The 20984-nt window shown below is 47.6% G+C and carries 20 protein-coding genes; 2 read left to right on the plus strand and 18 right to left on the minus strand.

What is annotated here, in order from left to right; translation table 11 throughout:
- Window positions 1-8 precede the first annotated feature (8 nt).
- From carB to amrA, 7 genes are all read right to left on the minus strand, one after another.
- A complete protein-coding gene (gene carB / locus BUA78_RS05045) occupies window positions 9-3227 on the minus strand; it encodes a carbamoyl-phosphate synthase large subunit (protein WP_072911492.1) in 3219 nt (1072 codons plus the stop codon).
- Between the two features lie 186 nt (window positions 3228-3413).
- Entirely contained in the window at window positions 3414-4604 is a 1191-nt protein-coding gene (locus BUA78_RS05050; protein WP_072911494.1) for an acetylornithine transaminase, read from the minus strand.
- 23 nt (window positions 4605-4627) lie between these two features.
- Window positions 4628-5485 carry an acetylglutamate kinase gene (gene argB, locus BUA78_RS05055; protein ID WP_072911621.1) on the minus strand — a complete coding sequence of 286 codons (858 nt, stop codon included), beginning with the start codon at window positions 5483-5485 and terminating at the stop codon, window positions 4628-4630.
- 83 nt (window positions 5486-5568) lie between these two features.
- Window positions 5569-6786, minus strand: coding sequence for a bifunctional glutamate N-acetyltransferase/amino-acid acetyltransferase ArgJ (argJ, locus tag BUA78_RS05060; protein WP_072911496.1), 1218 nt, complete (start codon window positions 6784-6786; stop codon window positions 5569-5571).
- Between the two features lie 15 nt (window positions 6787-6801).
- Window positions 6802-7842, minus strand: coding sequence for an N-acetyl-gamma-glutamyl-phosphate reductase (argC, locus tag BUA78_RS05065; protein WP_072911498.1), 1041 nt, complete (start codon window positions 7840-7842; stop codon window positions 6802-6804).
- Window positions 7843-7953: 111 nt separating this feature from the next.
- On the minus strand, window positions 7954-8952 hold the full coding sequence (gene amrS, locus BUA78_RS05070; RefSeq protein WP_072911623.1) for an AmmeMemoRadiSam system radical SAM enzyme: 999 nt from the start codon (window positions 8950-8952) through the stop codon (window positions 7954-7956).
- A gap of 42 nt (window positions 8953-8994) precedes the next feature.
- A complete protein-coding gene (amrA, locus tag BUA78_RS05075; RefSeq protein WP_072911501.1) occupies window positions 8995-10398 on the minus strand; it encodes an AmmeMemoRadiSam system protein A in 1404 nt (467 codons plus the stop codon).
- Between the two features lie 220 nt (window positions 10399-10618).
- Between amrA and fliK the strand changes: the two genes are divergently transcribed.
- Both fliK and BUA78_RS05085 read left to right on the plus strand, forming a co-directional pair.
- Window positions 10619-11212 (plus strand): flagellar hook-length control protein FliK, encoded by a 594-nt coding sequence (gene fliK / locus BUA78_RS05080; protein ID WP_072911503.1) that lies wholly within the window; start codon window positions 10619-10621, stop codon window positions 11210-11212.
- Between the two features lie 3 nt (window positions 11213-11215).
- A complete protein-coding gene (locus tag BUA78_RS05085) occupies window positions 11216-11506 on the plus strand; it encodes an EscU/YscU/HrcU family type III secretion system export apparatus switch protein (protein WP_084082315.1) in 291 nt (96 codons plus the stop codon).
- A 192-nt stretch (window positions 11507-11698) separates the two neighbouring features.
- On the opposite strand, the gene BUA78_RS05090 is transcribed toward BUA78_RS05085, so the two are convergent.
- The 11 genes from BUA78_RS05090 to rpsD form a co-directional block, all read right to left on the minus strand.
- Window positions 11699-12871, minus strand: coding sequence for an aminotransferase class V-fold PLP-dependent enzyme (locus BUA78_RS05090; RefSeq protein ID WP_072911505.1), 1173 nt, complete (start codon window positions 12869-12871; stop codon window positions 11699-11701).
- A gap of 267 nt (window positions 12872-13138) precedes the next feature.
- Window positions 13139-13957 (minus strand): N-acetylmuramoyl-L-alanine amidase family protein, encoded by an 819-nt coding sequence (locus BUA78_RS05095; RefSeq protein ID WP_072911507.1) that lies wholly within the window; start codon window positions 13955-13957, stop codon window positions 13139-13141.
- A 138-nt stretch (window positions 13958-14095) separates the two neighbouring features.
- Window positions 14096-14488, minus strand: coding sequence for a 30S ribosomal protein S9 (rpsI, locus tag BUA78_RS05100; protein WP_072911509.1), 393 nt, complete (start codon window positions 14486-14488; stop codon window positions 14096-14098).
- Between the two features lie 29 nt (window positions 14489-14517).
- Complete coding sequence (gene rplM / locus BUA78_RS05105) at window positions 14518-14949, minus strand: 50S ribosomal protein L13 (protein ID WP_072911511.1); 432 nt, start codon at window positions 14947-14949, stop codon at window positions 14518-14520.
- Between the two features lie 196 nt (window positions 14950-15145).
- On the minus strand, window positions 15146-15889 hold the full coding sequence (gene truA, locus BUA78_RS05110; protein ID WP_072911514.1) for a tRNA pseudouridine(38-40) synthase TruA: 744 nt from the start codon (window positions 15887-15889) through the stop codon (window positions 15146-15148).
- A gap of 146 nt (window positions 15890-16035) precedes the next feature.
- Window positions 16036-16839, minus strand: a complete 804-nt coding sequence (locus BUA78_RS05115; RefSeq protein ID WP_072911516.1) for an energy-coupling factor transporter transmembrane component T family protein — start codon at window positions 16837-16839, stop codon at window positions 16036-16038.
- A 219-nt stretch (window positions 16840-17058) separates the two neighbouring features.
- Window positions 17059-17922, minus strand: coding sequence for an energy-coupling factor transporter ATPase (locus BUA78_RS05120; RefSeq protein WP_072911519.1), 864 nt, complete (start codon window positions 17920-17922; stop codon window positions 17059-17061).
- Entirely contained in the window at window positions 17910-18746 is an 837-nt protein-coding gene (locus BUA78_RS05125; RefSeq protein ID WP_072911521.1) for an energy-coupling factor transporter ATPase, read from the minus strand. The genes BUA78_RS05120 and BUA78_RS05125 overlap by 13 nt, the downstream gene beginning before the upstream one ends.
- Window positions 18747-18993: 247 nt before the next feature.
- A complete protein-coding gene (gene rplQ / locus BUA78_RS05130) occupies window positions 18994-19332 on the minus strand; it encodes a 50S ribosomal protein L17 (RefSeq protein ID WP_072911523.1) in 339 nt (112 codons plus the stop codon).
- A gap of 14 nt (window positions 19333-19346) precedes the next feature.
- Window positions 19347-20294 (minus strand): DNA-directed RNA polymerase subunit alpha, encoded by a 948-nt coding sequence (locus tag BUA78_RS05135; RefSeq protein WP_072911526.1) that lies wholly within the window; start codon window positions 20292-20294, stop codon window positions 19347-19349.
- A 49-nt stretch (window positions 20295-20343) separates the two neighbouring features.
- Window positions 20344-20970, minus strand: coding sequence for a 30S ribosomal protein S4 (rpsD, locus tag BUA78_RS05140; protein ID WP_072911528.1), 627 nt, complete (start codon window positions 20968-20970; stop codon window positions 20344-20346).
- Between the last annotated feature and the right edge of the window lie 14 nt (window positions 20971-20984).

The raw sequence follows: 20984 nt of genomic DNA on the forward strand, positions 1-20984 counted from the left end.
AAGTGGTTTTAGCTAACATTTTGAACGGTTTCTTTCACCAGAAATTCCGTAAACTTGGACAGTGCCACTGGTGTAACCGGGGCACCCTGTAATAAATCTTGCAGCACCCCAGCCATAGCCCTGGCTGTATCCAGAGAGGTAAGACAAGGAACCTTATACTCTGCGGCCAGGCGACGCAGACAGAAACCGGCACGCCCGGTCACCTTCCCCTTGGTGGGAGTGTTGACAACCATTTGCACATTCCCGGAACGCACTAGGGAAAGGGGGTCTTCGGTGACCACCACCAGTAACCCGGCGTCTGCCAAGGCAGAGGCTGTGTTGAGGGTCGCGTAGAGCTTAAACCCCAGGTTGGCATACTGCTGTGCCACCGTCACTGCTTCCAGCTTATCACGATCGGCCACAGAAATGAGCACAGAACCGCTTCTGGCCACCTTTAATCCCGCGGCAGTAATCGCTTTGTAAAAGGCATGGGAAAAGGATTTATCTACCCCCATTACCTCACCGGTTGATTTCATTTCCGGCCCCAGGGAGGTTTCCACCAAGCCTAACTTTTCAAAGGAGAATACCGGGGCTTTCACCGTAATGTAGTCGGACACCGGTCCTAATCCGGAACGATACCCCATATCTTTGAGTGTCTTGCCCAACATACAGCGGGTGGCCGTTTGCACCATAGGTACTCCCGTCACTTTGGACAGCACCGGCACGGTACGGGAAGCCCGGGGATTGACCTCTAAAACAAAGACCTCCCCATCCCCAACAACATATTGGATATTCATTAAGCCACAGATTTGCAAGGCTTTACCGATGCGCAGGGTATAGTCCATCACCTGCTCCATTTCCCGCTGGCTCAGACTTTGGGGTGGATAAACGGCAATGCTATCGCCGGAGTGGACACCGGCTCGTTCAATATGTTCCATAATGCCGGGAATAAAGATCTGCTGCCCATCACCGATGGCATCTACTTCCACTTCTTTGCCCCGGACATATTTATCTACCAGTACTGGGTGCTTAGGAGATACCTGTACCGCACTGGTCATGTATTTAAGCATTTGATCATCATTATAGACAATTTCCATGGCCCGGCCACCCAGTACATAGGAAGGACGAACCACTACCGGAAAGCCAAGTTCGACTGCAATTTGCCGTGCCTGTTCCACGGTGGTGGCAGTTTTTCCTTCGGTCTGGGGTACCCCCAGTCCCTTGAGTAGTTTTTCAAACTTTTCCCGATCTTCGGCAGCATCAATGCCGTCCACCGGGGTACCCAGAATGCGAACCCCCATAGCAGCCAAATCCCCGGCCAGGTTGATGGCTGTCTGGCCCCCAAATTGAACAATCACACCCAGGGGCTTTTCTTTGTCGATAATATTCATCACATCTTCCACTGTCAGGGGCTCAAAATAAAGTTTATCCGCTGTATCAAAATCTGTGGAGACTGTCTCTGGGTTGTTATTGATAATAATGGCTTCGATATTTTCCCGCTGCAACCCCCACACGGAATGCACCGAGCAATAGTCAAACTCCACCCCCTGGCCAATACGAATGGGCCCGGAACCTAAAACAATTACCTTCTCCCGGTTGGATACTGCTACCTCATCTTCATAATCATAGGTGGAGTAGTAATAGGGAGTGGCCGAGGCAAACTCCGCAGCGCAAGTATCCACCATCTTGTAGGTGGGAAGAATGCCTTGCTCCTGCCGCAGCTGCCGAATCACTTGCATGGGTTTACCACACAATCTGCCAATTAGAGTATCGGATAAGCCATAGGTTTTTGCCTTCCGCAGCAATTCCCCACCGGGCAGACCGGAACTGTGAATCTGTTGTTCCAGTACCACCAGATCTTTAATTTTCTCCAGGAACCAGTAGTCGATGGCGGTAAGCTGCTGTATTTCTTTAAGCGTCCAGTAACGCCGGAAGGCTTCTGCTATCACAAACAACCGCTCGTCGTCCGGGTGATTTAATTTGCTTTCCAGTTCCATCTCTGTCCAACTGGCACTGCCCTTCATTTGCAGACTGTCTACACCAATTTCTAAGGAGCGGACTGCCTTCATGAGGGCTCCTTCAAAGGTGCGGTCGATGGCCATCACCTCGCCGGTGGCTTTCATCTGAGTGCCCAGGTTACGGTCGCCGCTGGAGAATTTATCAAAGGGCCAGCGGGGGATTTTTACCACCACGTAGTCTAAGGTTGGTTCAAAGCAGGCCGTGGTTTTGCCGGTAACCGGGTTGGTGATTTCGTCTAAGTGAAGCCCGATGGCAATTTTGGCTGCCAATTTGGCAATGGGATAACCCGTAGCCTTGGAAGCCAAGGCCGAAGAACGACTAACCCGTGGATTTACTTCAATAACGATATATTTCATGCTCTGGGGGTCCAGGGCATACTGCACATTGCAGCCCCCGGCCACCTTCAAGGCACGGATAATTTTCAGGGAGGCGCTTCGCAGCATTTGATACTCCCGGTCAGATAGGGTCTGGGAAGGAGCCACCACAATGCTGTCCCCGGTATGGACCCCCACCGGGTCAATATTTTCCATATTGCAGATGGTAATGCAGTTATCTCCATGATCTCGCATCACTTCGTACTCTATTTCTTTCCAACCGGCCACACTGCGCTCCAGTAGGACCTGATTGATCATACTCATTTTAAGACCCCGGTGGCACACGGCGGTTAGTTCTTTTTCATCCTTCACAATGCCGCCGCCGGTACCGCCCAAAGTATACGCCGGACGTACGATTAAAGGATACCCAATCTGGTTGGCAAAGGCAATACATTCTTCTACCGAGCTGGCAATGGTGCTTTCCGGGATGGGTTCGCCAATCTCCAACATCGTGGCCCGGAAAAGTTCCCGATCTTCCGCCTTTTTAATGGTTTCCAAGGTCGTACCCAGCAATTCCACTTGATATTTAGCCAAAATACCCTGTTCGGCTAATTCCACCGCCATATTGAGGCCGGTTTGACCACCCAGGGTAGGCAGCAACCCATCGGGCCTTTCTTTGGCAATGATTTTCTCGATACTTTCACTGGTTAAGGGTTCAATATAGACCACATCAGCAATGTCGCCATCGGTCATGATGGTGGCCGGATTCGAGTTGACCAAGACCACTTTGATGCCCTCTTCCCGCAGGGCTTTGCAGGCCTGAGTTCCGGCATAGTCAAATTCCGCTGCCTGACCGATAATAATAGGCCCGGAACCAATCACCAATACCGTTTGAATGTCCTTCCGTTTGGGCATCGTTTTGCCTCCTTGATTGGTCTATCCTAATAATAATTTAGGGTCGGCAGAGGGAACGTATTTTTTGCCTAGTAATAGGTACGTCCTTTTTTGCCGTAGGGGCGATCTGTGATCGTCCGAATGAATTACCTGCGGGCTCACTGCTGTAGCAGAACGTCGGTCGCTCCTACGACGAATTATAATTTTTTACACGGTTTGCAGTGCGTTGTCTAAAATGGCTAAGGCTTGATCTACCTCATCCTGGGTAATGATCAGGGGAGGTAAGAACCTCAAAACATTACCGTTGGTACAGTTTATTAGCAATCCTTGCTCCAGGCAGTGGGCAACGATATCCTTGCCTTCGATGGTCAATTCCATTCCCAGCATTAAACCTGACCCTCTGATTTCTTTTACAAAGGAATACTTAGCTGCCAGTTGATTCAATTTATCGGCAAAATACCGCCCCACCTGCCGGGTGTTTGCCAACACTCCGTCGTGTAGCAGTGTTTCCATCGCTGCCAGAGCCGCAGCACAGGCTAAGGGGTTGCCGCCAAAGGTACTGGCATGGTCGCCCGGTTGGAAGGCCGCCGCCACAGCGTCTTTGGCCAACAGGGCACCAATGGGGAACCCTCCCCCCAGAGCTTTCGCCAGGGTGATGATATCCGGCTCCACCTGATAATGCTGGTACGCCAGAAACTCCCCGGTACGCCCCAAACCACACTGCACCTCATCAAAGATCAGCAGTAAGCCTTTTTCCCGGCAAAGTGCTCCGACACCTACCAGATACTCCTGGGAGGCTGGAATAACACCGCCTTCACCTTGCACCGGCTCCAGCATAACAGCACAAGTGTGAGGTCCAATGCTTTTTTCTAAGGCTGCCAAGTCATTAAAGGGCACATATTGAAAACCTTCGGGCAGCGGTGTGAAGCCCGTTTGATATTTGCTCTGTCCGGTAGCCGTGATGGTGGCCAACGTTCGACCATGAAAGGAGTTGGTGGCAGTAATAATTTCATACTTGTCTGGGCCTAGATGGATTTTCGCATATTTGCGGGCTAATTTAATGGCCCCTTCGTTAGCCTCGGCTCCACTGTTGCAAAAGAAGGCTTTATCAAAGCAGGAGTTTTCTACCAATAGCTTCGCCAGCTTGACCTGCTGTTCAATCCAGTAGATATTGGAGCAATGCAGTAAGTTCTTGACCTGGTGGCAAACAGCCTCTGCCACTTTGGGATGGGCATGGCCTAATGAATTTACCGCCAACCCGCCAACAAAATCCAGGTATTGCCGCCCGTCGGCATCCCAAACCCAGGCCCCTTCTCCCTTAACCAAGGCCATCGGCAACCGCCCATAGGTATTCATCACATACTGCTGTCCCATTGACACGATAGCAACATTATTCATAGTTTCACCTTACCTCCCAGACCCTATTTCACCATTGTTCCGATCCCTTTATCTGTAAAAACCTCTAACAAAATGGAGTGGGGCACCCGCCCATCCAAAATATGGGTGGTATTCACTCCCCCTTGAATCGCCTTAACGCAACATTCTACCTTAGGAATCATGCCACCCTGAATAACACCCTGTTCAATAAGAGCAGGGATTTCTTCTGTTTGAATAACAGACAGCAGTGACTCCTTAGTATTGCGGTCCGCCAGTATTCCTTCCACATCCGTGAGAATCATTAGCTTATCCGCTTGCAATGCCGTGGCCAGGGCTCCGGCTGCCGTATCAGCGTTGATATTATAGGTTTCACCCTCTTGGCCCACTCCCACCGGAGAGATAACCGGGATATAGCCCTCTTCAATAACTGTCTTTAACAGCTGCGGGTTAATATTTTCCACTTCACCCACAAAGCCAATGTCCGCTTGGTCTTTGCCCAGTTTCTTGGCAGCCATAATTAAATTGGCATCTTTGCCAGACAGCCCGATGCCCCGCCCGCCTAACTGGTTAATGAAAGAAACAATTTCTTTATTCAGTTTACCCAGTACCATCTCCACCACTTCCATGGTGGAGGAATCCGTAACCCGCAGGCCACCGATAAACTGAGATTCAATCCCCAATCGATTTAGCATCCCGGTAATGTCAGGGCCACCCCCATGCACCACCACCGGGTTAATACCCACAAACTTCATGAGTACCAGGTCAGTCATGACAGCTTGCTTTAATTCCGTGTTCAACATAGCGTGACCGCCGTATTTGATCACTACCGTTTTACCGGAAAATTTCTTGATATAAGGCAATGCCTCCACCAAAATGTTCGCTTTTTCCAGTGCAGATTGCATAATCTTTTCTTTCTCCTTCACAGCCATTGACTCTTGGCCTTGGCATATTTACCTTTAACGAATGGCTAACGGCCAAGGGCTAATTAGGTCCGATAGCTCCCATTAATCCGTACATAATCATAGGTTAGATCACAGCCCCAGGCGGTAGCGGAACTAGCCCCGGATTTCAGATCGACTAGGACAGTAACCGGGTCCTGACTGAGCATCACTGCGGCCTTTTCTTCATCAAATTCCAGGGCTGCACCGTCCTGGGCCACCTGTACTTCACCGATAAAGATATCTACGGTAGACGGGTCAAAGGTCGCCCCGGAATAACCTACCGCACAAAGAATACGCCCCCAGTTGGCATCTTTACCAAAGACAGCCGCCTTAAAGAGGTTGGAACCAGCCACCGAGCGGGCTGCTTTTTGGCCATCCTGTAGAGTAAGCGCACCGTTGACCGTCACCTCAATGAGCCGGGTGGCCCCTTCTCCGTCCCGGGCAATCATTTTTGCCAGGGCAGAACATACTTCTAACAATCCTTGATAAAAAAGCTGATACGCTTCAGTTTCTGGTAAAATCTCCGGATTACCGGCCTGGCCGTTAGCCAAGGCAAGCAACATATCGTTGGTGCTGGTGTCCCCATCCACGGTAATCATATTAAAAGAACTATCCACCGCTTGCTTGAGAGCTTGTTGCAACACCCCGTGGCTGATAACAGCATCGGTGGTGATAAAGGCTAACATGGTGGCCATATTGGGGTGAATCATTCCAGACCCTTTGGCCATACCCCCCAGGGTAACCAAGGTTTCTCCTAGTTGTACCTGAACAGCAACTTCCTTTGGCACCAGATCTGTAGTCATAATAGCCTGACTGGCTGCCATATGATTTTCTTTCGCTAAAGCCTCTACCGCCCGGGGCACAGCATCAACAATTTTTTCCACCGGCAGTGGTACACCGATAACCCCGGTGGAAGCCACTAAGACTTGCTCTTCCGGAATTGCCAAGGCGGTTGCCACCGCACGGCTGCTTGCTATGGCATCCTGTAGTCCTCTGCTCCCGGTACAGGCATTAGCATTGCCGGCATTAATAATCACGGCCCGGGCCAGCCCCTCTGCCACCCGCTGACGGGTAAGAACCAAGGGGGCTGCTTGCACCAGATTGGTGGTATAAACTCCTGCCGCTGCAGCAGGTGTCTCGGAAAGTAGTAAGGCAAGATCTACCTTATTATTTTTCTTTAATCCAGCAGCTACTCCACTGGCCATAAAACCTTTGGGGGCGGTAACTCCCCCAGGTATTACTTGAAGAATATTTTCTGTCATTCTATTCCTTCCTCCCTATGGGTACATACCTGCAAAATCCAGTCCGGTATTTTCCGGGATATCCAGGAGGAGATTAAGATTTTGCACCGCCTGGCCCGCTGCACCCTTGATTAAATTATCAATAGCGGAAAGCACGATGACCCGACCGGTTCTCGGATCTACGGTTACCGACAAATCACAAAGGTTTGAACCTGCCACATTCTTGGTAGCAGGATATATGCCAACAGGCAGTACCCGGACAAAGGGTTCCCCTTGATAAAATTCACGGTATAACTCGGTCAGCTGCTCACTGCTCATATGAGAAGTCATTTTGGCATAACTGGTACACAATATGCCCCGAATCATCGGTGTTAAATGAGGGGTAAAATTAACGGTAACCGACACGCCAGCCAGTTCGGACAGTTCTTGTTCAATCTCTGGTGTGTGGCGGTGTGTGGCTACTCCATAAGCCTGGAAATTATTTGTAATCTCCGTAAAATGGCTCTTTAAACTTAACCCCCTACCGCTTCCGGATACCCCGGATTTTGCATCAACAATAATTGTTTCCAGGTTAATTAATTTGTTTGTTAATAACGGTGCCAAACCAAGGATGGTACTGGTAGGATAACAACCAGGGTTAGCAACAATAACACTGTTTTTAATGTCCTTTCGATATAGCTCCGGCAAACCATAAACCGCCTTGGTTACCAGAGCGGAGGCTGTATGTTCGGTCTGATACCAATGTTGGTAGGTAGCCACATCTTTGAGTCGAAAATCCGCCCCTAAATCGATGAGCCTTTTCCCTTGGCGCATAACCTCCTGGCCCATAGGCATCGCGTGACCATGGGGCAGAGCGGTAAATATCACGTCGCAACGGTCAACTAATTCCGCTACGTTAAGTTCTTCCAGTGTATGGTCTACCACGCCTAATAAATGGGGAAATACTTCCCCCATAGCCTTCCCAGCATAAGTCTGGGAAGTCAGCACCGCTAACGTAGCCTGGGGATGTCGGGATAACAGCCGTACCAGTTCTGCCCCTGCATAACCCGTTGCTCCAACCACTCCTATCTTTGCCATCTGTCACCCTCCCTTTTTGCATAAAGATTTATATAATGTAGTGTTTTATACCATAATTAATGATTTTATCTTATAATTATACACCCACATGCATAAAATACAACCATTAATTTAGAGAACCATTCTAATTGGGTTACCACAGTGCCTACAGGCCTTCTCTTTGAGTCCCGTCACTTCGGTACGATAACCCTCTCTACGAATCATTAGCTCACCACACTTCGGGCAATTGGTATTCTGACTGCCCGCATCCCCCAAATTACCGAGATACACATAATGAAGTTTCCTTTTAGCCAATTGGTAGGCCCGCTGCAGGGTGGCTTCCGGTGTAGGGGGTAAATCAAACTGATAGTTGGGAAAATAGCGAGAAAAATGCACCGGCATATCCGGATCTAATCCCGCCAACCAATCCACCAGTTCCTGCACTTCTTCTTCGGAATCATTTAATCCGGGTACCAAAAGTGTGGTAATTTCCACATGGCATTCCTTGTAAGCCGTTTCTACGGTTTTTATGACGGGAGCCAAATGGCCCAAACAATTATCTTTGTAATATTTATCGGTAAAGCCTTTAACATCAATATTCATAGCATCGATATAGGGAAGAATTTTCTGGAGGGGTTCCTGCCGTACATAACCATTGGTCACCAGTACATTTTTCAGCCCTGCTTGTTGGGCCAAGCGAGCGGTATCGTAAATATACTCGTACCACATAAAGGGCTCGGAATAGGTATAGGCAATCCCGCTGCAGGGCAGCCCCTTATCCCTCTGTTGCTTAGCCAAATCCACAGCCTGTCGGGGAGACAAGTCCAAGGTTTGTGGTTCTCCATGGGCGATTTGCCAGTTCTGACAAAAACCACAGCGCAGATTACAACCTACCGTTCCCAGGGAAAGAATTAATGTATCGGGATAAAAATGGTAGAGCGGCTTTTTTTCCATGGGGTCTAAGGCATAGGAAGAAACCTGCCCGTAATTCAGGGTATAAAGAATACCTCCCCGGTTTTCCCTCACCCGACAGAAACCCTTGTGGCCCTCCCGAATACTGCATCCCTTAGGGCACAACTCGCAAAACACCAAACCATCCTCTTTGCTCTGCCAAAACATGGCTTCCTTCACCAAGAGCCACTCCCCCATTTCTAACATCTACTCTTCCCACTTCTAGGTATGCCGAATCACTTCAAAGCGCTCTAACTTCACTGCTTCATCTGTTCCAATACCCGCCTTTTGTTTGGCAATCTCCACCTGCTGCAGTGGGGTGTCCACTCCCTCCAGATCTGGCAATAGTAAACCGCTGCGACTTCCCCGACGCACAATCACCCCATATTTTTTAACATCCAGTTGTTCCATATTTTCAATAGCTTCCGGGGGCATGAGCACGTCCACAGATACCGTTAATTCAGTCAGTTCATCGCGCCGGATGGGGTAAAAACGAGGGTCCTGGGTACCGGCACTAACCGCGTTATAAACCACTTCTTGCACCACATTTTTTCGAGTAGGTGCCGTGGTTCCAATGCAGCCCCGCAAGTGCCCGTTCTTTTTAAAGGATACAAAGACACCCGCTTGCCCGGCGAACTCAGAAGGCACATCATAGTGATCCGGGTCCTTCCATTGACCCTGCAGGTGACTCTCTAAACTCTGCCGGGCTATCTGAACCAAGTAGCTCTCGCTGCTTCTTTGTTGTTCCAGCACCTTCTTTTTGTCTTGCTGCAACCGCCTCAGGAACGTTCGATTGGTGTCAGCACCCCTGGGCTGCAGAGCGGCCACCAGGTAGCCAACTCCAAAGGGTCCTTCATAAGATAATATCTCGCAATCTGCTGCAGTGCCCTCTAAAGCCCCCAGCATCATGGTGATGGGGCGCCGCCCGCATTCCCCTGCCTGCTCGCACAGGTCTTCCTCCAAGGTAACCAGTCCCATAACATCCAAGGACTTAAGAGACGCTACGATGGCCTGATCAAATTCCTTTCCCTTAGGGTCATACCCAGCCGGGGCATCTGCTGTGAGACGGTGGGAGAGATCCCCACTGGCAATAACAGCAACCTTTGTATTCGTTGCCTCTGCTGCTTGCTTAATGGCTAGTCCAAAGGCATATAATTTTTCTGGGGAGAATACTCCCATGGAGCAGGGAACCAGTGGTAAAGTAACCCCTGCCTGTTGGAGAAAGTAAAGGGGCACCACAAAACCGTGATCTAGCTCCAAACTTACCTGTAACCGTCCAGCCACTTTCTTATCGATCTCCGCCACCGGCAGGCCCAGCTCTTCCGCCTGCCAACCAATTTCCTGACCCAGCCCCTGGTTATATTGATAGGTAAGTGCCACCTGAGGTGCCCCAAAACCTGCCAAGTCCCCCTTGGTTTCCGGTAAAGCATTGATTGCAATGGCATCACCAAACACCGTGGCGTGGGGAGAAATCATTACCAGTGTTTCCGCACCACTGTTCTTAATTTTTTGCCCCATTGCCAGCATAGCCTCACGGGTATCCCTAATTTTATCTGCCTCTGCCCCTCCCACTTCCGGTACAGCAATAGGCGGATGCGGCATAACCCCGCAAAACACAATACTCATGATAATCCCTCCCTTTGAAAATTTGGCTTAATTTTTCTATCGTAATAATAACTGCAGGGTTAAATAAGGGTATGGTGTTATTATTTTCTGATGGAGCCAAAATCACTCTCAACTAGTTTTTTCGGATATACAATTTAAAATCCTGCCGCATGATTTCTGCAGGAGGAAGAAATTTACTTCTGTCGAACGTATTATCTAAGCTACGGGGGGAGGGGCTTTGATGATTGATCGAGTAATGTCGGCCTTGTTTAAAGCTAGCGAAAATATGCGGGTAACTCCCGGCAAACAAGTAGACAAAATTAATCAAAAACCCTTTACACTTGAACAGAGTCTGGCTGCCGAAACTGCCAAGGAAATGAGCAAAATCAAACGGCCTACGGAAGCTAAGCCTACCGATAAACCAACTACAGCAGAACGCCCGGAGCAGCCCCCTTACGTTCCTCTGCCTCTTCGCACACCGCTTTATGAAGATGCCAGATTTTATTGGAAACTAAAAGAGTTATCGGCCAAAGTACAGGAAAATGGTGAGGCTAAAGTTATTTTCAGCGTAAATACCAACACCCTGGGTACGTTGTGGTTTACACTCACCTCTCAGGAGAGTAAATACTTATCCGTTCAGTGCCTCACAGAGGCCAGCTTGGTAGCGGAAGTCTTTCGGGGCAGTTCCGAGCTTTTACAAAGGGAATTGACCGAGGCAGGGTATGAAAATGTCGTTGTCTCTTGTCGGATACAGACTGGTATTCGCAGCATAGCTGATTTGGATCCTGATTTTCTAGCAGGTGAAACTATTTCTTTATTGAATGTGCAGGTGTAAGCCATGAAAGAAATGAGGAAACCCAAGTTAAAGAAAGAACGAGTAGCAGCTGCCCTACGTTACCGCTATGAGAAGGATCATGCTCCGACCGTGGTAGCCGTGGGCAAAGGTGAGATGGCTAAGACCATAGAAAAATTGGCCCAGGATCACAACATTCCCCTCTATCGGGACGCAACCCTAGCCCATACCTTAGTTGAACTGGGATTAGGTGTAGAAATCCCGCCTCAGTTGTATGAAGCTGTGGCCAAGATTTTGGTGCATGTGGCTGCTTTGGATAAGAAGGTGATTAAGTAGCACCTGTATCGTGAACCAGCCGTAACGTTATATCTATTTAGAAAACTAAGGCTTGCGCCAAGTCTTTAGACGTCGGCGGAAGCCTTAGTTTTTCTTATACTTTCATCAATAGAAATTTTATACTTTCTGAAAGTGAAAAAATTAAAACAGGGTACCATGCCCTGTTTTTAGACTCTAAAAATAAGTTCTCTTTTATTTTACCGGCAAGGTAGTAACCGCCGGAGGTCTGCTAGCCGCAATTTGCCGCAAAGCATTCAAGGCAAAATCTACTTCTGAAGGCTGATTGTAGTAAGAAAAACTAAATCGGATCAGTTTTTCCTCAAAGGTACCTAAAGTGCGGTGGGCGTCAGGAGCACAATGCAACCCGGCGCGGCAGGCAATGTCGAATTCTTTATCCAACCGTTCTCCCACTTGACTAGCCTTATAACCGTCCATCCGAAAAGACACCACGGCTACTCTGTCATCGACATTCTGTGGGCCATAAACCTGTAGTCCTTGAATCCGTGCTGCTCCATCAAGAAAACGTTTCGTCAAATTCATTTCTTGGTCTCTAATCTTCTTCATGCCCACTCTACGCAGGAATTTTACTCCCGCCCCTAAGCCTGCAACACCAACTCCATTTAATGTACCACTTTCATATTTCTCCGGCATCATCTCTGGCTGAGTAGGTGTTTCAGATCCGCTACCAGTGCCACCTTCCCGTAGGGTCAAAAGCGGCACCCCTTCGCGGATATAAATACCCCCGGTTCCCGGGGGACCTAGGAGACTTTTATGACCCGGAAAGGTTAACACACTAATATTTAGTTTCTGTACATCAATATCTAACACCCCTGCAGTCTGTGCCGCATCCATAACGAAATATATGTTATGCTTGGCAGCAATTTGCCCTACCTCTGCCGCCGGCATAATGGTGCCTGTTACATTGGAAGCATGGGTCATTACGATGGCCTTGGTATTGGGCTTGATAGCCTGCTCGATATCTCTAACAGAAATATTACCTTGACCATCACAGGCAACTTTGGTCACTTCCACCCCATAGGAAGCCAGAGTATATAAGGGCCGTGTGACCGAGTTATGCTCCATGGAACTAGTAACCACATGATCTCCAGGTCGCAGCAATCCTTTAATGGCGAGGTTCAACGAATCGGTAGCATTTAAGGTAAAAATAATACGATGATGGTCTCCAATATTAAAAAGCTCAGCCAGTAGTTCCCTGGTTTCATCCACCATCTGGTTGGCCTCTACGGTCCTTCTATGTCCTGCTCTGCCGGGGCTGGCTCCTACTTTTTTAATAAAATGTTCCATGGCCTGCCATACTTCCGGTGGCTTTGGCCAGGAAGTTGCCGCAGAATCAAAATAAACCAAAATTTCCCCCCCTTAAAAAATTATGCTTATCTAATGTTCCATTTTATTCACCAATGTATGCGCCAGTGACTATCTAATTAGAAAAACTAAGGCTTTCTGAAAGTGTAAAAAATCTGGGCTCAAAGAAATAGTAACGTTACCATTTCTTTAAGCCCAGATTTTTGAAAAAGTACACGCAGGGTGCCTGGCAATTCCAACGCTACGCTTATGGAATAGCTAGTCTACCTTGCTCGCTTTTAGTTTTACAAAGATGCCTTCTTTGCTTTCTTAGGGCGCAGGTATATAGTTTCCTGGCTGTTCTTTAAAGGTTTTTAGTGCTTCTTCCCCGCTTTTATCCCCAGTTTCACCCTGTCCCTCTACCTGTTCACCAGAGTAGTATTTAATAATTCCGGCAGCAATGCTCCAAGCTACTTTGCTTTGATAAAGTGGGTCTTGCAACAATTTATCTTCCTCGGGGTTGGTAACAAAACCAATCTCCACAATCGCCGCAGGCATTTTCGTTTTTCTCAGGGCGTAGTAATCCACTTGTTTAGCCTGCCGTTTGGTGTTACCTAGAATCGTAGTCATTTCTTTTTGGATGCATTCCGCCAATATTTTACTTTGGCCAGATTCAGGGTGGGAAAAAACCTGGGCCCCATGCTCTCTGGCACTGGGAAAAGCATTGCAGTGAATACTGATGTACAGATCGGCATTCCTTTCGTTGGCCCTATCTGCTCTCCGAGATAGGTCTTGTCTTTTTTTCCCCTGCCAGCCCGGAGTTGCGTCATCACTTAAATCGATGTCGGTATCTCGGGTCAGAATTACCGCAGCTCCCATTTGTCCCAGCACCATAGCCAATCGTTTGGATACTTCTAAATTGATTGCTTTCTCAGGCACTCCGCTAACACCAATCTTGCCTGGATCTCTGCCTCCATGCCCCGGATCTACAACGATGAGTTTATTGGCTAGCACATAGGACATAGATGTAATATTTTTCTCTTCCAGCTTCAGCACAGATAATTTATACACTTGAGCAGCCAGGATAATTAGAGCAATAAGCCCAATTACATAATATTTTTTTATCCTAACTGCACGAATTACTGTCATGATTTATCCACTCCTTTAGTAGTACAAGTCTTCTAAAGGAATGGTATGCTTTAAAATTGGTAAATAGAAGCAATAAAAATAACTTGGACATAATAAAAAGGAAGGCCAGCTGCCTTCCTTTTGCATAAGCATATTGAATTAACGTTTGGAGAACTGGGGTGCGCGACGGGCTTTCTTAAGACCGTATTTACGACGTTCTTTCATCCGTGGGTCACGGGTTAGGAAACCAGCACGCTTTAAAACAGGACGCAGGTTAGGATCTGCTTGTATTAGAGCACGGGCAATACCATGTCTTACAGCACCTGCTTGACCACTTACACCGCCGCCAAGAACTTTAACAATTACATCAAAACGGCCAACAGTATTAGTAAGTTCCAGGGGCTGACGAACAACCATTTCCAAAGTCTTACGACCAAAATAATCCAATACTTGTTTATTGTTTACAGAAACCTGGCCTTCACCGGGAACCAGATAAACTCTGGCTATTGCGTTTTTACGACGACCGGTTCCGTAAAATTGTACTTGAGCCACAATACTTCCTCCTTCCGGTAAAGACTAAATTAAAAATTCCATACTTCCGGCTTTTGAGCCTGATGGGGATGCTCGCTACCTTCATAAACTTTGAGCTTTTTGGATTGCTGTTCACCCAAACTGTTATGGGGTAACATACCTCTGATAGCCTTTTCTACAATCAGCTCAGAGCGTTTTTCCATCATTTTGCGGTAGGGAACCTGCTTCAAACCGCCGGGATAACCACTGTGCCGGGTGTACATTTTTTGATCCAGTTTTTTACCGGTAAGGATTACCTTATCAGCATTAATAACAATTACATGGTCACCGGTATCTACGTGGGGAGTGAACATAGGAGTATGCTTCCCACGCAAAATGCGAGCAGCTTCAACAGCTACGCGACCAAGGGCCTTTCCTTCAGCATCGATAACGAACCACTTGCGCTCTATATCAGCTGGCTTGGCCATGAATGTAGTCTTCATTATCCGTTTACCCTCCTTACTGCCTGTGCAGATCACGACAACGGGGCGGGAGTCGTAACCGGCCACACATGGTATTATTTTAATAGATTGGCTATAATGTGTCAAGTGTGGTTACCTGAATGAATTGTAAATATTACTGGTGGATTTAGCCATTAGCCAATGGCTCGCGACCCCAAAGTCTTACCCGTAAGCCTCGCTAGTACTCCACTTCCATCATACACAACCCTTGTGGAGGTACGGTGGTCCCAGCTAGAGTTCTCTTCCTGCTGGCAATAATCTCTTCCATCTCCTGTGGTTTGATTTTGCCCATACCAATGTTTAGTAAAGTGCCGGTAATAATTCGCACCATATTATATAGGAAACCATTACCCCTAAGGTAGAGATGAATAACAGGTTTTTCTTCGACAAGCTCCGCCCGCAGGATCGTCCTTACGGTATCTTTCACTGGTGAGCCCTGGGCTTGAAAACACTTAAAGTCATGGGTGCCCAATAGATACCGACAGCCTTCCTGCATAGCCTGTACAGTAAGAAGTCTCGGCTCATGGTAGCAGTAAAGCCGATGCTGTGGCGACATGACTCGATGGTGGTAAATTGAATAGCGATAGGTCTTTGCCTTGGCTGAAAACCGGGCATGAAAGTCTAGGGATACTTCTTCTGACCTCACAATTTTAATATCTTCTGGAAGCAGCGTATTGAGTGCCAAATGAATTTTTTCTGTGGGCACAGGCCATTTATCACTACGAAAGTTGACCACTTGACCCTGGGCGTGAACACCAGCATCGGTTCGTCCCGCTCCAATAATTTGGATGGGACTTTGGGCTACTTTGCTTAAAGTGGTTTCTAATACCTCTTGTATGGTGGGAAGTCCTGTACCCCGTTGCTCTTGAAAACCATGATAATTCGTCCCATCATAAGCCACTGTTAATTTTATATTTTTCATTGTTCCATTCCCCACCATCATTCATGTCCAAAGATCATTTTCAATGAGCACTTGCGCGAATTGTCTGCATCGGCCGCGAGTGGTTTTATCAAATGCCCCCTCAATAGTGGGTTCAATCCCCAACGGAGGGGGCATTTAATATAAGGTTAGACCCAACGTTCCAAACCAACTAGTATAGTCGATGCAAATAAAATAAGTAAAATTAGAAAATCCAGATAACGGTATTGAAATTGTTTTAACCTCGTACGACCATTATCTCCTCTATAACAACGAGCTTCCATGGCAATTGCCAATTCATCTGCCCTTCTTAGTGAACCTGCCAATAGAGGAACCAATAAGGCTACGGCAGCTCCTAGTCTCTTCTCCAAACTCCCTGTGGTTAGAGAACCACCCCGCGCCTGCTGAGCCTTCATCACAACTTCTGCTTCCTCTAAGAGAGTAGGTACAAACCGCAAAGCTATGGTCATCATCATAGCCAACTCGTGCACTGGTACTCCCAGCCTTTTCAGGGGCTGTAGGAGTTTCTCCATAGCTCCCGTGAGATTAACCGGAGTGGTTGTCATGGTTAGCAACATGGCTGCTAGCACAAGTAACACCAATCGATAGATAAGCCTCAGTCCCAGGAGTAGCCCTTCTCGACTGACACTAATAATGCCCCATTCCCAGAGGGTCTCACCAGGATAGGTAACCGCTTGCAGTATCAGGCTGATGATGAGAAATATCCACAGAAAACGCATCCCCCGCCAAAGGGCGGCTAGGGGAACCTTTGCCATAGCATAGCCAAAAAGAATTGGCAAACCAGCAGCTAGGTAGCCTACCGGTCCCTGGGCTAACAACACCCCTGCCATGATTAACGGCATAGCGAGAAGTTTTGCTCTGGGGTCCAATCTATGTACTAGTGAATTGCCTGGATAATATTGACCTACCGTAATATTGGAGAAAAAAGACACGATGAAACACCTGCGTTTCATTAATTTAGCCATAAGCCTATACCAACATCATGATTTTCGGACGTGCAAAGCACGCTCCTACAACAAAAAACACCCTTTTTTTTCACAAATAATCTAACGGTCATAGGTATTCATTCAGGCGTTTATCATGGCTTTAGATTCTTATCTTACTAAAGTTATCTCAATAACTAAAAGTTAACGGCTAAAGGCTAATGGCCGCTACTGTTGACGGCCACTCCGACCCCCTAGTAACCGCCCCACTTCCCGCTCTGCATCCACCAGTGTCGTTAGGTTAGCAATACTCTTGCCTCGTTCACGCAAAGCATTGGCTAATTCTGAAGCAAAGGGAACAGCTAGACCGATCTCTGCCAACTGGTTACCCCGTGCAAAAATCTCCTGCGGGCAGCCTTCCATAAATACTTTGCCTTTATGTAAAACCGTAACTTTGTCAGCCCGGTGAGCAACTTCTTCCATATCATGGCTCACCAGGATCGTGGTAATTCCTTGCTTTCGGCATAATTCAGTAAAGAGATTCATGATTTCCTGTCGTCCCCTAGGGTCCAATCCAGCAGTAGGTTCATCGAGCAGCAGGATCTTTGGCTCCATGGCCAAGATACCCGCTATGGCCGCTCTGCGCTGCTGTCCACCACTAAGCTTAAAGGGAGATAAAGGATAGTATTCTTCCCCCAGCTTCACTTTTTTGAGGGCCGCTTTCACTCGTCGTTCTATCTCTTCAGAAGTCAAAGCCATATTCTTTGGCCCATAGGCCACGTCATTGTATAAACTATCTTCAAATAATTGACGCTCGGGCTGTTGAAAGATTACCCCCACCCGCTGCCAGAGAATGCGGCGATTCTTTTTTTGGCTTAGGTCCAGACCATCAACAACAACTTTTCCAAGACCTAACTCCAAGCCCGCCATCACTTGCAAAAGGGTAGATTTTCCCGAGCCTTGGGGTCCAATAATAGCCCTAAACTCCCCACTTTCTACAGTCAGGTTTATATTCTGCAAAGCCTGACGTTGCAAAGAGGTCTTTGGTGCATAGGTAAGCTGAAGATTTTCAATCTCAATTACTTTAGACATAGGAACTCAACCCATTCTTTTACGCTTAACAAATCACTTGGTATGTCAAAGCCCTTTTGTTTGAGTCTCTGAGCTAGGCGTCTTGCCGGTGGTATCTCTAAACCCATTTTCACTAACCGGTCTTCCTGGGAAAAACATTGCCTCGGCTCTCCTTGAAGAACAATTTTTCCTTGCTCTAGAATTACTACTCTGTCTGCCATGAGGGCTTCGGACATATCATGGGTTACCAGGATAATGGTTTTCCCTAATTGTCTTAAATGAGTAAGCTCTCTCATTACTTCCTGGCGGCCACCAGGATCTAGCATAGAGGTAGGTTCGTCCAGCACCAATACCTCCGGGTCGACAGCCAGTACAGAAGCAATAGCCACTCTCTGTTTTTGTCCTCCGGATAGCCTGTGCGGCGGTGATTGCAAAAGTTCATGAATGCCAAATTGAGTGCTAATTTGCTCAATTTTTTCCTTCATCTCCCAAGGAGGTATACCTAAATTTTCCATGCCAAAGGCCAGTTCTTCTTCCACCAGAGCCGCCACCAGTTGGTTGTCTGGATTCTGAAAGACCATACCAATCCTCTGTCTGATCTGCCAAAGAACTTCTTCATCCCGGGTACTCTGTCCCTCCACCAGCACATGTCCACTGGTGGGAATCAATAAACCATTAAAGAGCCTGGCCAATGTGGACTTTCCTGAACCATTGGGTCCCAAAAGTGCCACCATTTCACCAGCAACTATTTCTAAGCTGATGCTATCCAAGGCTTTTTTTTCCTGTGTATCTGGGTAGCTAAAAGATACCCCTTGAATATTCAAAACAACCCTATTATGTACCATGCTGCACCTTACCAGTATCTTTTTGCTTGGTCCTTAGCCATTAAACTTTAGCCTCTTTGGTCTTAAAGTCAATGGTTAAAGGTTAAAGGCTAAAGGCCAGTTTAAATTAAACATAGCAGTTCCTACCAGCCTAGACAAAAACCCCGGGGCTTATGCATAACATAGTGCGCCCCGGGGTCTCTTTCTTTAGCAAGGCGAAACGGAAACCACACGTCCCGGGGTTTCCGCTATTACATACGCCTGGAATTTATACTAACTCAAGCAGCGCCATTTCTGCTGCGTCACCCCGGCGATAACCTACCTTAACAATACGGGTATAACCACCCTGGCGCTCAGCATATTTAGGAGCAATGGAATCAAATAGCTTTCTTACAACTTCTTCTTCGTAGATATATTCTAAGCACTGGCGTCGAGCAGCTAGGTCGCCTTTTTTGGCAACAGTAATCAGCTTCTCGGCGATGCTGCGAACATCTTTAGCCCTGGGTTCAGTGGTCTGGATTCTCTCATCCCTGAACAAAGAGGTAACGAGGTTTCTCAACATAGCTTTGCGGTGGCCAGTGGTTAGACCAAATCTGCGATAGCCCACATTTCGTCCCTCCCTTACTCGTCGTCATCCCTTAGTGACAGGCCTAATTCATGTAATTTATTGACTACTTCTTCCAGCGATTTCTTACCAAGGTTACGAACCTTCATCATATCCTCTTCATTTCGCTGAATTAGTTCTTCAACAGTGTTGATACCAGCCCGCTTTAGGCAGTTATAGGAGCGTACCGACAGGTCAAGCTCTTCAATCGTCATTTCCAGAATCTTGTCCTTTTGCTCCTCTTCTTTTTCCACCATAATTTCAACATCGTTAACCGTTTCGGTTAATCCCATAAACAATCTCAGATGCTCGCTTAAAATTTTGGCGGAAAGGCTGGTGGCCTCGTCCGGTCGGATACTGCCGTTGGTCCAGACCTCAAGAGTGAGCTTGTCGTAGTCTGTAATCTGACCTACACGGGTGTTCTCCACAGTGTAGTTCACCTTACGCACCGGTGTATAAATAGAATCGATGGGGATAACTCCAATAATGTGTTCACCCTTTTTATTCTTCTCAGCGGAAGAATAACCCCGACCTTTACTTACGGTAATTTCCATAAACAGTCGGGCCCCTGTATCCAGGGTTGCCAGGTGTAACTCAGGGTTTAAGATCTCCACATCTGCATCAGGTATAATGTCACCGGCAGTGACGGGGCCTTCGGTTTGGGTTTCCACCCGAAGTATTTTTTCCTCGTCGCTGTGTATCTTAAGACAAAGATTTTTTAAGTTTAGGATAATATCGGTAACATCTTCCTGAACACCCGGAACAGTACTAAACTCATGCAGCACACCTTCAATTTTCACTGAGGTTACAGCAGCTCCAGGCAGAGAGGAAAGTAAAATCCGACGTAGAGAGTTGCCCAGGGTAATCCCGTAACCTCGCTCCAGCGGCTCTACCACAAACTTACCGTAGGTATTATCCTCACTCTGTTCTACAATCTCAATCTTCGGCTTTTCAATCTCCAACAATTCGGTAACCCTCCTTTGGCCGGACCGGAACAAACATATAGCCGACCAATTACCTGGAATACAGTTCGACGATTAAATGTTCTTCAACCGGCACGTCAATTTGATCCCGGCTTGGTAATGCTACAACTCTACCTTTAGCTTCCTGTGCGTCATACTCTAACCAAGCTGGAGGAGTACGGTCAGCAGATCTCTCGATTAATTCCTTAATGCGAGGAGAATTCTTGCTCTTGTCAGAAACAGCAATTTCTTCACCCACACGCACCTGGAAGGATGGGATATTAACTTTTTTTCCGTTCACGGTAAAGTGTCCGTGGAGCACCAGTTGGCGAGCTTCCACTCTGGAGGCCCCCAAACCTAAGCGATAAACCACGTTATCTAAACGACGTTCCAGTAAACGCAACAGGTTTTCACCAGCTACGCCACCCTGACGCTCTGCACGTTCGAAATATGTGCGGAAGGGTTTTTCTAAAACGCCATAGATACGGCGTGCTTTTTGCTTAGCACGAAGCTGAATACCGTATTCAGAAACTTTCTTACGACCTTGGCCATGTTGTCCGGGAGCATAACTACGACGGTCAATTGCACATTTACCGGTGTAGCAGCGGTCTCCCTTCAAATACAACTTTAGGCCTTCACGCCGACATAAACGGCAGTGTGGACCAGTGTATCTTGCCATGGAAACTCACGCAC

The sequence above is a fragment of the Desulforamulus aeronauticus DSM 10349 genome, from assembly GCF_900142375.1.
GTDB lineage: Bacteria > Bacillota > Desulfotomaculia > Desulfotomaculales > Desulfotomaculaceae > Desulfotomaculum > Desulfotomaculum aeronauticum.

Excerpts from the sequence above, each read along its gene's own strand:
- argJ (WP_072911496.1), bottom strand. The coding sequence starts at position 6,786 with ATGACAGAAAATATTCTTCAAGTAATACCTGGGGGAGTTACCGCCCCC.
- BUA78_RS05125 (WP_072911521.1), bottom strand. The coding sequence starts at position 18,746 with ATGGTACATAATAGGGTTGTTTTGAATATTCAAGGGGTATCTTTTAGC.
- rplM (WP_072911511.1), bottom strand. The coding sequence starts at position 14,949 with ATGAAGACTACATTCATGGCCAAGCCAGCTGATATAGAGCGCAAGTGG.
- truA (WP_072911514.1), bottom strand. The coding sequence starts at position 15,889 with ATGAAAAATATAAAATTAACAGTGGCTTATGATGGGACGAATTATCAT.
- carB (WP_072911492.1), bottom strand. The coding sequence starts at position 3,227 with ATGCCCAAACGGAAGGACATTCAAACGGTATTGGTGATTGGTTCCGGG.
- BUA78_RS05085 (WP_084082315.1), top strand. The coding sequence starts at position 11,216 with ATGAAAGAAATGAGGAAACCCAAGTTAAAGAAAGAACGAGTAGCAGCT.
- rpsD (WP_072911528.1), bottom strand. The coding sequence starts at position 20,970 with ATGGCAAGATACACTGGTCCACACTGCCGTTTATGTCGGCGTGAAGGC.
- BUA78_RS05050 (WP_072911494.1), bottom strand. The coding sequence starts at position 4,604 with ATGAATAATGTTGCTATCGTGTCAATGGGACAGCAGTATGTGATGAAT.
- BUA78_RS05120 (WP_072911519.1), bottom strand. The coding sequence starts at position 17,922 with ATGTCTAAAGTAATTGAGATTGAAAATCTTCAGCTTACCTATGCACCA.
- fliK (WP_072911503.1), top strand. The coding sequence starts at position 10,619 with ATGATTGATCGAGTAATGTCGGCCTTGTTTAAAGCTAGCGAAAATATG.
- argB (WP_072911621.1), bottom strand. The coding sequence starts at position 5,485 with ATGCAATCTGCACTGGAAAAAGCGAACATTTTGGTGGAGGCATTGCCT.
- amrA (WP_072911501.1), bottom strand. The coding sequence starts at position 10,398 with ATGAGTATTGTGTTTTGCGGGGTTATGCCGCATCCGCCTATTGCTGTA.
- argC (WP_072911498.1), bottom strand. The coding sequence starts at position 7,842 with ATGGCAAAGATAGGAGTGGTTGGAGCAACGGGTTATGCAGGGGCAGAA.
- BUA78_RS05095 (WP_072911507.1), bottom strand. The coding sequence starts at position 13,957 with ATGACAGTAATTCGTGCAGTTAGGATAAAAAAATATTATGTAATTGGG.